Annotated in this window: 12 protein-coding genes; 1 reads left to right on the forward strand and 11 read right to left on the reverse strand. The window is 50.3% G+C overall.

The annotated features are described in order from the left end of the window. Nucleotides 1–296 precede the first annotated feature (296 nt). From FJ023_00005 to FJ023_00020, 4 genes are all read right to left on the reverse strand, one after another. Nucleotides 297–1,700 (reverse strand): hypothetical protein, encoded by a 1,404-nt coding sequence (locus tag FJ023_00005; GenBank protein MBM4445729.1) that lies wholly within the window; start codon nt 1,698–1,700, stop codon nt 297–299. A gap of 324 nt (nt 1,701–2,024) precedes the next feature. Continuing rightward, the gene (locus FJ023_00010; GenBank protein ID MBM4445730.1) at nt 2,025–3,728 is read right to left on the reverse strand and encodes a hypothetical protein; all 1,704 of its coding nucleotides are present in this window, start codon (nt 3,726–3,728) and stop codon (nt 2,025–2,027) included. Between the two features lie 67 nt (nt 3,729–3,795). Next, nucleotides 3,796–5,052 carry a hypothetical protein gene (locus FJ023_00015; GenBank protein ID MBM4445731.1) on the reverse strand — a complete coding sequence of 419 codons (1,257 nt, stop codon included), beginning with the start codon at nt 5,050–5,052 and terminating at the stop codon, nt 3,796–3,798. A 326-nt stretch (nt 5,053–5,378) separates the two neighbouring features. Beyond that, the gene (locus tag FJ023_00020; GenBank protein MBM4445732.1) at nt 5,379–6,059 is read right to left on the reverse strand and encodes an MBL fold metallo-hydrolase; all 681 of its coding nucleotides are present in this window, start codon (nt 6,057–6,059) and stop codon (nt 5,379–5,381) included. Between the two features lie 175 nt (nt 6,060–6,234). On the opposite strand from FJ023_00020, the gene FJ023_00025 reads away from it, so the two are divergent. After that, nucleotides 6,235–6,993 (forward strand): enoyl-CoA hydratase/isomerase family protein, encoded by a 759-nt coding sequence (locus FJ023_00025; protein ID MBM4445733.1) that lies wholly within the window; start codon nt 6,235–6,237, stop codon nt 6,991–6,993. Nucleotides 6,994–7,017: 24 nt separating this feature from the next. Here FJ023_00025 and FJ023_00030 read toward each other — a convergent pair whose 3' ends face one another. From FJ023_00030 to FJ023_00060, 7 genes are all read right to left on the reverse strand, one after another. Continuing rightward, nucleotides 7,018–8,223, reverse strand: a complete 1,206-nt coding sequence (locus tag FJ023_00030; protein MBM4445734.1) for an FtsX-like permease family protein — start codon at nt 8,221–8,223, stop codon at nt 7,018–7,020. Then, nucleotides 8,220–8,888: an ABC transporter ATP-binding protein gene (locus FJ023_00035; GenBank protein MBM4445735.1), complete on the reverse strand. Its 669-nt coding sequence runs from the start codon at nt 8,886–8,888 to the stop codon at nt 8,220–8,222. The genes FJ023_00030 and FJ023_00035 overlap by 4 nt, the downstream gene beginning before the upstream one ends. Nucleotides 8,889–8,937: 49 nt before the next feature. Then, nucleotides 8,938–10,635: an efflux RND transporter periplasmic adaptor subunit gene (locus tag FJ023_00040; protein MBM4445736.1), complete on the reverse strand. Its 1,698-nt coding sequence runs from the start codon at nt 10,633–10,635 to the stop codon at nt 8,938–8,940. Nucleotides 10,636–10,640: 5 nt separating this feature from the next. Next, the gene (locus tag FJ023_00045) at nt 10,641–12,416 is read right to left on the reverse strand and encodes an HlyD family efflux transporter periplasmic adaptor subunit (protein MBM4445737.1); all 1,776 of its coding nucleotides are present in this window, start codon (nt 12,414–12,416) and stop codon (nt 10,641–10,643) included. Nucleotides 12,417–12,574: 158 nt separating this feature from the next. Beyond that, the gene (locus tag FJ023_00050; GenBank protein MBM4445738.1) at nt 12,575–14,014 is read right to left on the reverse strand and encodes a HAMP domain-containing protein; all 1,440 of its coding nucleotides are present in this window, start codon (nt 14,012–14,014) and stop codon (nt 12,575–12,577) included. After that, nucleotides 13,971–14,666: a response regulator transcription factor gene (locus tag FJ023_00055; protein ID MBM4445739.1), complete on the reverse strand. Its 696-nt coding sequence runs from the start codon at nt 14,664–14,666 to the stop codon at nt 13,971–13,973. Before FJ023_00055 ends, FJ023_00050 begins: the two co-directional genes overlap by 44 nt. Before the next feature lie 180 nt (nt 14,667–14,846). Continuing rightward, on the reverse strand, nt 14,847–15,350 hold the full coding sequence (locus FJ023_00060; protein MBM4445740.1) for a hypothetical protein: 504 nt from the start codon (nt 15,348–15,350) through the stop codon (nt 14,847–14,849). Nucleotides 15,351–15,365: the final 15 nt, after the last annotated feature.

Below are 15,365 nucleotides of genomic sequence, written 5' to 3' on the forward strand. Positions count from 1 at the left end.
AAGTTACGCCGCAGAAAGTGAAGGAACATTACAGAGACTTGGTCAAAGGTGAGGTTGAGGTATACGAGATGCCGAACATAAATGCGCTGCAGGTTGTAATGCATAACGCTTTAGGAGGTGGCGCTACCAGAACACTGAGGTGGGACGAGACAGGGAAATCGATGTGCTTAGCCATGTTGCATATGGAAATCGAAGTCCCACGCGGGTTTAGACCGACTGAGCCTCCCTGATGGAGGTCGCCACCCACCGGTATACAATGAACGCGATGACGAATTGTTGAGTTCTGGGATTTCTAGTCAAATGTTTTTCATGGCGTGGTAATGATAGAGCGCAGATAGTGCCCTGATCGCTCGTTCCCCTGATGTGTATACTGGTATTCGGTTATACTCCAGTTGGTCAACTAACTTTCCTCCCACTCTAGGATCAGTCACCCATGTCACCACTGGCTTGCCATTTTTAACCATATCACAATATGGTTTCACAAATTGATGAGGATCAGCTCGTGTATATGCGTGTATCTGCGTAGCCAACGCTGCACAGTCAACATTCGGGTCATCGGCTAAAGCGTCTAAGAAAACAGCATTGGCGTCCGTTCCCCAATTGAACTGATAGCATACCCCAGCATCAAGCGGGTTCACCGGAATGTCCCAGGGCGGGAAAATGGAGCGGAGTTTATCACGTGTCTCTGGGCTTAATTGGGCTATGGTAAACCCATTAAGCAGGCATAGGTCAGTGGCGATTACTCCTTCTCCACCAGAACCGGTGGCGATGGCAATCCTGTTTTTCTTCAATGGGGGTAAATACTCAAAGATCTTGGCAAAATCGAAAAAATCGTCCAGAGCCTGTACCCGAATCGCTCCAGCTTGCTTTAGAGCAGCATCAACCACGGCATCGCTTGATTTAGCTATGGCACCAGTGTGTGAGGAGGCCGCTTCAGCTCCTTCTGGCGTTCGACCTGACTTGAGAACAATCACCGGTTTTTCCTTGGTAGTGCGCTTCAAAAGCTGCATGAATTCTTTAGCATCGCCGGCAATGCTTTCCAGGTGCAGGGCAATAACTTTTGTCTCCGGGTCCTGTGATAAATACTCCAGAGCGTCAACTTCATTGATATCCATCTTATTGCCCAGGTCAATGAGCTTACTTATGTGTAGATTAAGACCTGAAAGAAGCCAGCCGAACCTGGGCTCATATAGCCCCGACTGGAAGATAAAGGAAAGCTTTCCGTGCGGCAGCTTCTCAACGGGATGAAAGCTGATGACAAGGTTGTTTCGGCTATTGACAGGGGTAAGTGCGTTTGGTCCGATGGCTCTGATTCCATGCTGCCTTAACAGAGCCAGTATTTCATCTTGTAATGCTTTTCCCTGCTTGCCAATCTCGGAGAAACCGCCAGGAACCAGGGTAACACACTTCACTTTCTTGGCAACGCAATCTCTGACGATATCTAGAGTTTTACTGGCGGGAACAGCGATTACGGCTAAGTCTACTTCCTGTTCAATGCTCCGTAAATCAGGGTATGATTTTAATCCCAAAATCTCTTCAGCGTTGGGATTTACGGGATATATCTTGCCCATAAAGCTTAGATTTACTAGGTTTGACAGTAACTGGAAGTTCAATGTGCCTGGGCTTCTGGCAGCGCCAACCACAGCGACGCTTTTCGGATAGAAAAAGGTGTCTAAAAAATGACGCTTACCGTTACTCATACTAGCTTCTGCTGTCTAATTCGCTGTAACTATGGGATTCTACCATATATGTCGGGTGAAGCACAGGGGTAATTGCAAAACCGTGAGTTTCGGTGTCGGAGCACTGAACAAAATAGCGAAAGGTTCAATGCACGTTGGATGTCAGGGAGCGTTGTGGCTGGACCTCGGCCTGTCTTGCCCCGGATTAAAATCAGCACACTGGTTAGAACGAAAACCGGGCAACATGCACAATATCGTCATTGTCGCCCGATTTAAGTCTTCTTCAGCACTTTTTGCAGCAGTCTAATTCACTGTCCGCAAGGGTGCCGCATTCAGGGCGGAAGTTTATCTAGACGTTCGTTTTTTAGCCTTAGATGAAGCCTTCCTGGCTCTGGTTGTGGCGACGGGTTTGGCGGCAGGCTTTGACCGGAGACGGTATATGAGATAGACCAGGCCGACGATGACCAGCAATACAATCACTATGGCTATGATCGGCATGGTGTAGTTGGGCCTCCACATGATTTCTACGGTAGCGGGCCCGTTCATAATTTGCTGGCCGCTGGCGTTCATCGGGCTTTGTACCCCACCCAGGAAACCCCAGAAGCCCAGCATGGGGACTGCGTGCAGCGACAGGTTCCAGGTGGCAATGCTGTCTTTGCGTTCCCAGGAGCGCTCGTCTATGGCCGGGTAATCCGAGGTTAGTCGCAGCTGATAAAAAGTATCGTATGCGGCAGTGACAGTCCCTCCCTGGTTGACAGCAAATAACAGGTTACTGATGGGGCGTGTGGTGCCGTCGGGGAGCTTCCATTCCCGGAAGACGTACTTTATGCCGTTCTGGATATTAGTTTCAATGGTGCCCGGCGCGGTACTGCTGAAATTGCTGCCCACAGCATAAAAGCCGGTGCCCGGTGGCTGTGTGGCTCCGGACGGTTCGCTGGCCGTCTGGATGTATACCTCCTGCGCATAATCGAAATAGGCATAGTTGTCGATATCAGTCACCGTCTTGGTATTTGGCCCTATGACGGTGAACCTGGCATTGGAGTTTGGGACCTGTATGGTTTGATTGACCATCACCAAATGGCTTTCGCACGGCACGGAGATAAAGGTTTCCGATTGGCCGCCTACAAGTGTGGCCTCGTGTGTACCATCGAACAGCACATTTGTCTGGCCCTGGGTAAGACCGGGGCCAATTTCGACGGTGAAATCGCAAGCGGTAGTGTAGTAAAAGATGGGAAGGTAGTTAGCCCAACAATCAACGATAAGGATAAAGTCGCGGCTGATGGCTGGGCAGCAGGTCGGGTCTGGGCACGTACCGGTATCGGTAACCGTAGCCGTTACGGTATAGATGCCGCAGGTACCCGGGCCGGGGATGCCGGAAATGACTCCGTTGGTGGCGTCCGTCACGGTCAGCCCGGCTGGCAATGGGGTAGCGGTCCAGTTTAACGGCCCCACACCGCCGGTGGCGCTCAACGTCATGGTGAACGGCAAACCCTCCCAGGCAACCGGGTAAAACGTTGGATTAATGGCCGTGACACAGGGTGGGATATTAGCGGCGACATTGAGGGTGACATTGGCAATGGTCGGCGATATGGTTACGCAAGGTAAAGTGGCGTCGCCATTGGGAAAGCAATTCCCAAAGGTACAAGTGGTGCCCGCCGCGTTAGGGCAAACGCAAAGCTCGGAGACCTGAACGCCGAAGGTATAGGCGCCAGCGCTAGGCGTGGGAGGGCAACCTGAAATTGCCCCGGTATTTTGATCTATGTTTACCCATGCCGGAATCCCCCCTCCCGTATCCACCAGCCAAAAGAAGAGGTTTTGTGGAGGGTTCGAGCATGTACAACAAGTAACGGTAAGTTGGGTATCAACAAAGGGTAGGCATTCGAACGCGTCTATGGTTATATTGGCAGGAGAAATGTCAAATATAGCCTGTGCAGGCTGGGTGTTCAGAGCCATCCCTCCCAGTGACAATGTCAAGGCAACTATAATGCCCAGGCATAACCTGAAAAAGACCGCTGCCCTACGGCACTTTCCGAAGTTCCATGTCCTCATTTAACTACCTCCATTTTTCTCTCACAGAATGGATTTATTTTTCATCTGGTCTGCCAAATAGAAGCCATCAACGTAGAGCTGGGGTCTGACGGCAGGCTGCGGCTGCCTGGGACTGTGTGGCATAACAGGCGCCTCCAGTCTGGGTACACTGGGCCTGAGTGGTCTGGTAGACCTGGCTTTTCAGGCAGCACCAGCACGTCGGCGGTTGGCAGCGTTCCGTCACCTGGGCCTGGTTGGTTGACCAGTAGGAGCCTCCTACCTGGGTGCACTGAGCCTGGGTGGCCGTGTAGACCTGGCCGTCTCTGCAGCAGTATCCCATCGGCTGGCAGCGTTCCATCGTCTGGGCCCGGTTGGTGGACCAGTTGGAGCCTCCCATCTGGACACACTGGGCTTGGGTGGATGGGTAGTATATCTGCCCATTCAGGCAGCAGTATCCTTTCGGCTGGCAGAATTCTATCGCCTCGGCCTGGAAGGTGGACCAGAAACCTCCTATCTGGGTGCATTCACGTTTGGTGGTCTGGCTGACTTTTTCATTTGCGCAGCACCAGCCTTCCGGCTCGCTGTAGCAATACCAGTTTTGCTGGTCGTCAGGGGAGTAGTAGCAGCGCGCATCAGAGCATTTCTGGGTGAACCCGAGGTTTGCTGCCTCCCCAGGTTTCAGACAGTAGGCGCAGTTGCTGGGGCATTTGAAAAAATCAGGTCTATTACGAGTAGTAATCGATGGAGGTGAAGTACCTGGCGTGGAATACTGGTCCAACCATTTTGGCGTACGCTGCTCGGTCTGGTTATCCGTCGGCCCTGATTGTCCAGCCGGTATAAGATTGGCGGCAAGAGATAGCGTTAGCTCTGCCGTATCGCTGCCGTATTCGTTGCTGGCCATGAGGATGGTGATAAACTTACCGCTGTCGTCCGTCGTTATTGCAGAGGCCGGCAGCCCGTCGGCAGTCCCGTTAAGGGCGGCGCCGGAAGGGTTACTGATGTTTTTAATGTTAGTGCCCGCCTCATTTATCACTACATTCGTGGCGCGCCTCACCTTGAAGGTATACACGGCGGCGGAAGTGGGGGTATCCAGCTCCATTGGGTCAGCTTTGAACACCTGGATGACCGGTCCATTCCCGTCTATAGCGGTTGAAGTGTAATCGGCTTCGTTCTGTTGTAAGGGCTCAGCTTTGCACACCTGGACGTCCGGTAGCATCCTGCCTGTGTAGGACCGATTAGTGTACACGATTGCCCCGGCAGTTGTGAGGCCGATCAGCACAAGGCAGAGACACAATCCGAGAATGCTATTCATGCTGCGGACCCATCTAAAACCTGATAATTTCATGGCTCAACCTCCCAATAAGAATCAATTGCAGATTTCCTGTCATATCGGCGGAATTCCCTTAGCCACAGTTTCTGGGATCATTCCATCTAAAACAAATGCCATGCAATGCGAGTCCCTAGAGTAAATTATGTAAGAACATCGCTGCTGTTAGTATGCGCCATGTTTTTGTATGTGTCAATAGTCGTCTCAGGACAGAATCCCTGAATGGCCAGCTCCTTAGTTTTTTGCCTTGCCTGCGCCGTGTCAGCAAGTCACCCCTCTCTTAGTGGGCCGGGACAACAATTTAGCGGAACGTTCAGCGCACGCTAGATATCAGAGAGCATTGCTTACGAAAATTTCCGCAGGACGGCCTTGGGGTCGAATGGGCCACCGTGGGTACAGAAGATTTTTACCGGCTTTTTTCGCAGTATCAGTTTAATGCTTTCTTTTAGCTGGAACATGTTGTCGGCGAATAAGGGATAGTTCGGCTGCCAGAAGCGGACTATGCCCCTCATAATCAGGTCGCCGACGATGACCTCGCCGCTGGGCAAAATCACCGATAGAGAGCCGGGAGTGTGCCCCGGCGTGTGTATTACTTTGCCGTCGACGCCGAATTTGTTGAGGTCCATTTCGTTTTCGATGATTATATCCGGTTTCACAGGTGGGGCTGTGGCCGGGCCCCTTTTTGCCATCAGGGAGAGGAAGAAGCGGCCGATGGCTCCGGTGGGGCTGAGAGATGAGTCTTGACCTTTTTTCAATACCTCGGCATCGAGCTGGTGGACGGCTACCGGCGCACCGGTCTGCTTCTTCATCTCGGCGGCGCTGCCGAAATGGTCGGAATGGCCGTGGGTGATGAGTATGAGAGAAACCCAGCCGGGTTCGATGCCGTTACGGGTGAGACTGTTGATGATGGCTGGAGCGCTGCCGGGAAAGCCGGTGTCAACGAGGACAGCGCGTTTGCCACGGATGACAAAGACATTGGCCCTGCCCAGGGGAATTTGAATCACCGATGAGCCTTGTTTCGGCATTTTAACCTCCTCCTGCCGCTGCTTAGCGTGGCTATGTTAAGGCTAGGCTCGCCAGCTGTCAAGATGCTGGGGGATAGAATAGATTTGTGCCTGCCATTGCCCTGTGGTTCAGTTTGCGCTGCTGGTTTCATTTGTATAGAATGAGCCCGCAGCAAGTTATCGAAGGAGGACATTCATGGAGTTTGAGAGCCTGAAATACGATAAAAAGGACGGTATTGCCAGGATAACGATTAACCGCCCCAGCGCTATGAACGCGATTACGCCGGCATTGCTTAAGGAGATGAAGGCTGCGGTGGAGGATGCCGGGAAGGATAAAAATGTGGGAGTGGTGGTGATAACTGGGGAAGGCAGAGCTTTTTCTGCCGGTGTGGACTTGAAAGCTCTGGGTGAGCGCAAGCTTGAGAAGGGGAAGGTGGGGCCGATTCTTGACGACCCGGCACGTGAGCTTATCGATACGATACAGGCTATACCTAAGGTCGTGATTGCCATGGTCAACGGGTTTTGCTTTACTGGTGCCCTAGAGATAGTGCTTGGTTGTGACCTGGCGATAGCGGCTGAGGAGGCGAAATTTGGGGATACACATGCCAGGTGGGGTCTCAGACCCACATGGGGTATGAGCGCGCGTTTGCCGCGCACTGTCGGGCTTGTGAAGGCAAGGGAGCTGTCGTTCACCGCTGATACTATAGACGGTCGTGAAGCCCAGCGTATAGGCCTGGTAAACATGGCAGTGCCGGCAGATAAACTGGAGGAGACAACAAACGAGCTAGCCAAGAAGATAATGGCCAACAGTTGGGAGAGCCTGGCTGCTTATAAGTATCTCTATAATCGGGGCATGAAGCTAACCCTGAAGAAGGGCCTGGAACTTGAGTTCGGCAGCGAGTTTGATATCGCCGATACCGAGGACAGGCTGGCCAGCTTCAGGAAGAAAAGCTGAGGGCTGGAGCATGCCAGGGTGTTTTTATTCGTGACGCAAACATTCTATCGGGTCTAGCCTGGCAGCCCGGAAGGCGGGGTAGGTCCCAGATATCAACCCTGTCCCAATTGACACGGTAAGGGCGAGAATAACAACGCCGAGTGAAATTTGAGCCTGAAAAGTTGAGTTCCCCATAGTAATATTGCCCATTAATAATGACCCTCCTACCGCTATGAGCAAGCCAATCAAACCGCCGGTGAAGCTAAGGGCTGCTGCTTCAATAAGGAACTGAGTTAAAATATCACGTCGCTTGGCGCCGATAGCTTTGCGTATGCCGATTTCTCGTGTCCGTTCCGATACGGAAACCAGCATGATGTTCATAATGCCGATGCTGCCCACAATGAGCGAGATAGCGCCTACGCTGCTCAAGAAAATCGAGAAGGCAGCTAATGACTGCTGCATGCTGCTCAGGACTTCCCGCATGTCCCTGATGGTGAAGTCATCTGCGCCCCCTGGCCCGATATAATGCCGTGCCCTTATTATCGAGGTTATTTCGGCAATAGCAGAATCTACTTGGTCCGGGCTGACTGCCTTTACGGCAATCTGCTGGATATTGTTGCCACCGACTATTTTTGATTGCATTGTTGTAAGCGGCATCAATATATAGTCATCTCCTGCAAAGCCCCCCATCTTTTGAATGGTGCCGATGACCTGGAATTTAATGCCGTCAACGCGCAGGCTCTTGCCCAGTGGGGATTCGCTGCCGAATAAGTCCAAAGCCGTCTGGTAGCCAACTATTACCACGTTCTGCCTTGCTGTGATATCCTGCTCGGAGATAAATCTACCTTTATCTACAGTATAAGCCCTTATTTGTGCTATCGTGGGCGTAACACCGGTGGCCTGTATATTCACGTTGTTGTTACTGTAAGACACATTTACACCTTTGCTAAGCGTAGGCGACACTACAGCTATTGATGGTGCCATCTTCTGGTCTGCCAGTGCTTGGGCATCTTCAAGTGTGAGGTCACGCACAGTTTTTGTTGTCTTGTCTGCCGAGCTGGATATATAAAGCGCGCTGGCCCCCATATTCTCAAAAGTTGTTTTCATACTGGCCTGAAACCCTTGGCCTAGGGCAACCAGCAGGACCACAGCGCAGACGCCAATCACAACACCAAGCATCGTCAGCGAGGACCGCAGTTTATTGGAAAATATAGATCGCCAGGCTGTTCTGGTGCTCTCCCAGATGTTCATCGTTTCTTTTCCTCGATGACCTTACCATCCCTGAGATAGATAGTTCTATGAGTATATGCTGCTATATCTTCTTCGTGGGTAACTACGATCACAGTAATACCTTTCTTACACTGTTCAAGTAAAAGAGACATGATTGTGCGGCTCGAGGCGGTATCAAGGTTACCGGTGGGTTCATCAGCAAGTATTATCACAGGGTTGTTTACTAGGGCACGGGCGATTGCTACCCTTTGTTGCTCGCCGCCAGAAAGTTCGGTCGGGTGGTGGTGTGCCCTTTTGCCTATGCCGACCGATTCCAGGGCATCGAGGGCACGCTGGTGCCTGTGATTTTGACCCGAATATATCAGCGGCAATTCTACATTATCTACTGCGGTCAATTTAGGTAAAAGGTTGTAAGACTGGAAAACGAAACCTAATTTGTTATTTCTTATTACCGCCAGGTTATCGTCCTTAAGGCTGGAGACATCCTGTCCCTCCAGGCGATAGCTTCCAATAGTCGGCCTATCTAAGCAGCCGAGTATGTTCATCATGGTAGATTTGCCAGAACCGGATGCCCCCATGATGGAAACCATCTCACCTTTCTGGCAGTGAAAAGAGATATCGTCTAAGGCAGTGACCTTCACCTCACCCATGTCGTATATCTTAGTTGCATTTTCTAATTCAATCATATCCTAACACCAAACTTACAAACATTATGCGATATGCGGGGTTGCCATCTTAGCGTATAGGGACGCGCATCATACCTGGCGTTCCCCGACGCTGTGTATTAGTACCTGTGCTGGGCGTCAGATTTGATACAGTAACTTTCTCCCCTTCTTTTAATCCCTCTAACACCTCGGCGTATTGGAAGTTTTGTCTGCCCAGAGTGATCCGCCGTAACTCGGACTGGCCTGTGGCCTCGTCTATCACCGCCACCATGGGTCCCGAAGGTGTATTGACAATCACTGATACGGGCACCAGCAATGTGTTCTTGGCGCTGTAGATACTGATATCGGCAGTAGCGCTTAAGCCACCCCTGAGCTCGATATCAGTCGGGTCCAGCTCGATGGTGACATCAAATTTAATTACATTGCCCGACTGTGTGCCAAAGGGTGAAATGAATTTCACTGTTCCTGTGAACACCTTATTTGGTACAGCGTCTATGGTAATCGTGGCCTTTTGTCCACGTTTGACTTTCATAATATCGATTTCATCGACAAGCCCCTGGAACTCTATAGATTTAGTATCTACGAGCTTGACAGCTGTCCTGGAGGAATAATCCTGGGCAGACAGGACGTAGGACTTTTTAAGGTCCACGCTGACCACAGTGCCGTCGGAAGGGGCTATGATGGCAGTCTTCATGATATCCTGCTTGGCCTCATATAAAGATATTTCTGAGCTTTGCAGGCTGAGGTTGTATTGCTGCAACTTCTGCCAGTTGACGTCTTTTATGATTACAAAGAGTGACGTTTGATTCTCCAAGATGTCGCGTCCTACCAGCAGGTTAAGCTTGGCGATGTACAACTTCTTTGCAGCTTCAACCGGCAGGGCGTCGCTCTGTGTCAGGTAGTCCTCTAATTCCTGCAAAGCGCGCATAGACGATTGCAGGAAATCGACGCTGGTAGCGGTATCGGGGTACTCGAACAAATTACTGTCCTTGAGATATATTGTGCTTTTAGCCAGCTGGACAACCGTGAGCATTTCCTGTTGCACCTTGTCGAATTCAGGTGTAAGTGTGGCATAGTCCCCGATTTTCATCAATTGGGCAATGTTTAGCAATTTCTGACGGTACTTCTGCAGGTAGTCGACGACCATTTTGTCATTCGGCGACTTGCTTTGGGAGCTGCCCGCGGTAAGGTCTGGATAGTAAGTTGAATTTGTCTTGGCCCCAGCCAATACGGCGGCATCGGGTCTGGACTTAATCAGGTCTTCGCATACTTCAATATCAAAATATGTCATGATGAGCTTATAGCCGGCGTCCTTGTAGTTCCCCTGTTCAAAATAATTAATAGCCGCAGCTATATCCTTTTGTGCTTCATCAACAAGACGGGATACGCTCAAATCCAAGTAATTATAGGGAAGATGGTCAGCTCCGCATTCAAATTCGATGTCATTTTTTGTAGCCTGTATGCTAAACAGGGCTGTTCTAATGGCGTTTTTCTGTGATGAATTATCAAGCATAGCCAGGAGGGCACCCTGCTTGACCGTGTCTCCTTCTTCCACCAGTATCTCATCGACCTGCCCATTTGTGCCGAACTTTAGGTCGAACTGGTTGGGCATGATAAGGGAACCATCGGCAGATACCACGATATCGAGGTCCCCCCTTTCCACTTGGAAAGTTTGCCCAAGAGGAACCACAGTTTTGCTGCAGCCACTGAGCAATATCGAAAGTAAACTTATATTTACTAAAAGTATGGTTATTATTCTTGTTTTCATTTTATCTATCTAGGTGGTGGTCCCTGGGATCGCCGCGGAAAACCTGTTGTTATGGGTGCCCCGGTAACCTTTTCTTGAACTACGACTTCATCGCCTTCATTCAGCCCGGTCAATATCTCGGCAAATTGATAGCTCTGGCTACCCAGAGTGACCTTTCTTTTCTCGACCTGGCCTGTGGCGCTGTTTATGAAATCGACGAAGGAGCCGGCAGATGTGGTGGTGATAGCCGATACCGGCAGTAGTAGTACATTTTCTATGTTCTTTACGATTATATCGGCTGTGGCGGTAAGGCTCCCCTTGAGTTCGACATCGGTAGGATCAAGCAGGATGGTCACGGCGAATTTGACAACACTGCCCGTGTCCGTGCTGGCGTAAGGTGAGATGAAGGATACTGTGCCTGGGAATGTTCTGTCTGACACAGCGTCCACGGAAATCGTAGCTTTCTGGCCGGTTTCTATTTTCAAGATATCGATTTCATCGACAAGCCCCTGGAATTTGATTGCCGTGGTATCAACAAGCTGGATGGTACCCTTGGATGAATAATCCTGGGCGGAAAGGACATCGTTCTTTTTGACATCCACACTTACCACCGTGCCGTCAAAAGGTGCCATTATCACCGTCTTGAGGAAGTCTTCCTCGCTATTCACCAGTGAAACAAGGTCTTTTTGTAGGTCGAGCTTGTATCCATGCTCCTTTTGTAGGGAGAGGCCGTGCTGGAACACTAAGTCATTGCTTCCCAGAATAGCGTTGCAGAGCTTCATGTAGTGCTGCGCTATACGCAGATTGTCATGTAGTTCAGATGAGTTAAGGTCGCCCCTTTCTATACCTTTCAGCGCCGTATCTAAATTCTCTTCAGCAGCGCCGTAAAAATACAAGCTTATTGCCTCGCCGTAAATGGTCGTATCGATATGCGTTTTTATCATGTTGATGTTATTTTTTACTGTTTTGCCTATGTCGTCAACCCGGCTTAAGAGGACCTTGAAAAGCGTGCCGGCTTCGTCGGTTTTGCCCTGCCCGATTAACTCGCGCAGCTTATCGATGTCGGCCTGTCCCTGCTTGATTAAATCAACCGCCTGGCGCAGCTCAATGATGTAAGACACAGCAAATGATTGCCCCTGATATATCTGGAAATATGTTATGCCAGCCTCATCACTGGGGACGAATGGCGCCATGTTGCCCAGGCCGGACTTCGGGTTGTTTATGGTGTCCTCAAGTATTTTCACGCAGGGCTCTAGGTCAGATAAAGCTACATACAATTCAGACGCGGCTTCACTGTATTTGCCGGCTTGGAATAGTTCACGCGCTTTAAAAATCTCGTCCTGCGCCCAGATGAGGGATGACAGAGCAGTGGCGTTGGGATAATAAAATGGATAGCCAACACCTGAATTATCGTTAGGATCATTAGCCGGAAACTGGGGCAGCAGTGGCACGGTTTCGTAGAGATAACTCAGTGTTTGCTGTACGGTGTTGTTGGCTGATCTTACATCCAGCCTCTGTGCCGTGTCATCCAGTGTGGCTAATATTGTCCCGGCTCTGACGAAATCCCCCTCTTCTACGTATACATCTTTAACGTCGCCCGGTGCGCCGAAAGTCAGATCAAATGCCTGCGGCATTACCAGGCTGCCGTCCACTGGCACAGTCACTGCAAGGTTGCCGCGCTGTACGGTAATGATTCGCCCTTTTGGTTCCTGAGAATCTGGCTTTGAGGAACAGCCTATCCCCGAAACAATCAAGGCGCATGTGAAGAGAACGATTAGCAATTTAGTAGATATTTTGCTCATTTCTGTCTGGTCTTCAGTTTTATTTAATACCTTAACTGCCGGCTGCAAACCATCTTATTAAAATAACAGGGAAATGTTAAGATTTTGTTTAGAAAGCATGTATTTAAGCCTGGAATTAAGAGAAACCTCTAAACTAATAGCAAATGACATGGCAATGATTACTTTGATACCGGAATGGTAAAACTAAAACAGCTCCCCTTTCCTAGCTCGCTTTGTACATTAATTTTACCGTTATGCGCCTCGACGAGATATTTGGCAATAGCAAGCCCCAGACCCGTACCGCCGGTGGCTCGGGCTCGAGATTTATCCACCCTATAGAAGCGCTCAAAAACATTCGGCAGGTCCTCAGCAGGGATACCCTCACCAGTATCTTCTACACTTATCTCCAGCCAGTTATCAAGCTGCCTGGCGGCTATAGTTATGGTACCGCCTTGTGGTGTGTGAGTTATGGCATTATCGATGAGGTTGAGCAAGACTTGGCTAATCCGTCGGGATTCAATGCTCACCAGTGGCAGCTTTTTGGGCAGATTAGAGGATAACGCTATTCCCTTTGCTGTTGCTTGGCTTTGTTTCACAGCCACCGTTTGCTTCAATAACTTGATAATATTTTCCTTCCGACAATGCAGTTTTAGTTCACCTGCCTCAGCCGAGCTCAGCTCCTGGAGATCGTCAACCAGTACTGATAGCAGGTCTGCCTCTTCGTTGAGGGAGCGGATGGCATCTGGCTCTGGCTTTATCACACCATCATGCATTGCCTCCAGGTAACCTCTGAGATTGGATAGTGGAGTCCGCAACTCGTGGGCAATGTCAGCTATCATATTGCGGCGAAGTTGTTCACTTCGTCCCAAATTTTCTGCCATGGTATTGAAGGCTTGTGCCAGTTCTCCGATTTCACCTTTCTCCTTAGACTGTACCCTCTGAGACAGGTCCCCCTGTCCCAACTGCCTGGCGGCAAGGGTAAGAGCCTTTACCGGTGCTGAAATTCGACGCGACAGGAAATAAGTTATTAGGAGTGCAACAGCAACCGCCAGTAGTGCACCCCAAAGAAGAAAACGACTTATTGCCTGGGAGAGACTTAGCGTTGAAGGGAAAACTGCCGATGGTTCGGGGCTGATATAGAAAGTCCCCACGCTGCTTTCTTCCCACGGCGGTGACAATCCCATACCCGGCATGTCAGGATGGTGCTGCTGTCCAAACCACTCTCCTTGAGCCAACTGCGGTGGCAAGCCCATACCTGGTATGTCAGGATGGTATTGTTGTCCCAATAACTCTCCTTGAGAATCAGCCACTACTACTCCGCTAGAGTCGGTCAGTATAATCCTTCGTCCATATAGGTTGCCCCACTGCTCCACATAGGGTTGAATTCCCTCCCAGTTTCCATGCTCGCGGTAATAGCGGTGCAGCTCAAATGCCACTCTTCCAAAGTGTGCTTGCTCGCTTCGTTCACCATACCGGCGGAATTCAACTCCGGTAGTTTGACTGACAAATAGGTATATGGCGCCGACTACAACCAGTATGACGAGGGTGAAGGCCGCCAGGAGACGAAATCGCAAACTATGTACCACTTTGAGTCTCCGAAAACCTGTAGCCAGTTCCATAGACTGTCTTTATGTACTTGGGGTGTCTTGGGTCAGGCTCTAGTTTCCGTCGCAAGTTCAGGATATGAACATCGATGGTGCGGTCAAAGCCCTTATAATCATAGCCCAAAGCTTTTTCAACAAGTTCTGCCCGGCTGAAAACTCTGCCAGGTTCTTTAATGAGAATTCCCAGCAGCTTGAATTCAATGGGGGTAAGATTCAAAGGTTTGCCGGCAATGGATGCTTCCTGTTTGAGGAAGTTTAGGACAATTTTGCCGTGCTTAATCTCTACAGGACCACGTTCTCCCGGCAGGCGTCTGAGCACTGCTCGGACCCTGGCTGCCAGCTCCCTCGGGCTGAAGGGCTTGGTCACATAATCGTCCGCTCCTAAACCCAGACCAGTCAGTTTGTCCTCGTCCGTAGTTCTGGCGGTGAGCATAATTATTGGCACATCGGACTCATCTCTAAGGGTACGGCAGACCTCAAGCCCATCCATGCCGGGCAGCATTAAGTCCAGGACGATAAGATCAGGGCGACTCTCACGAGCCAGGTGCAGGGCTTCAATACCATCGTGAGAGGTCATAACCCTGTAGCCATCCCGGTTAAGGTAGAGCTTGACCAATTCCACCGTTTTTGAATCGTCATCAACTACAAGGACTTTTTTACCAGCCATCTCTAGATACCTTAACGATTGCTATGTTTCTATAATCTTATAACATAAATGTTAAGGAATTGTTAAGCCCTGGTTCATTTTTAGCGCTCATCACCGGTTCATTAATAATCAGAGAGGGAGAGAAGTGCTCTCCCTCTCTTGATGTGGTCAAATGAGTTCTTGTAATCGAAGTTTGGTCAGCTATTCAGATGGTGGTGGAACACATGGTCCACCCTTGCCAGGGAAGCCGCCATGGCCGGGGAAGCCGAATCCAACGGGGACATCGGGTTTCGCCTCCATCCACTTTTTAAGTGCATCAGCCTGTTCCTGGGTGGGGACGCTAGGCCTCGCCTCCCACCACTCCTGGAGTGCCTTAGCTTGTTCTTGGGTTATTTTACCCTCATTGACTAGATTCTGAAGGCGGTCTTGCATGGCTTCAGCCCCCATCTTTGGGCGGTTCTGCATGACTTCAGGGCGCATCTCGCTTGTGGCCTGGGCAAAGGCCTCTTTCAGCGCTTCTTGGTCTATGGTGGTGCCTGTGTTCTGTTGGTAGATTTCACAGACTCTGTCCAGTAGAGCCCCACATCGGGCCTTAGGTTGATTGTCATCACCGTTGTCGGCAGCAAGTGCTATTCCACCTATGCTCCCGGCCAGTAATACAGCCGCCAGTACCGTGAAAATAATGAATTTCTTGCTTCGCCACATTTCTGTTTGGCCTCC

It is taken from the genome of Chloroflexota bacterium, from assembly GCA_016875875.1.
In the GTDB taxonomy this organism is placed as follows: Bacteria; Chloroflexota; Dehalococcoidia; order GIF9; family UBA5629; genus 9FT-COMBO-48-23.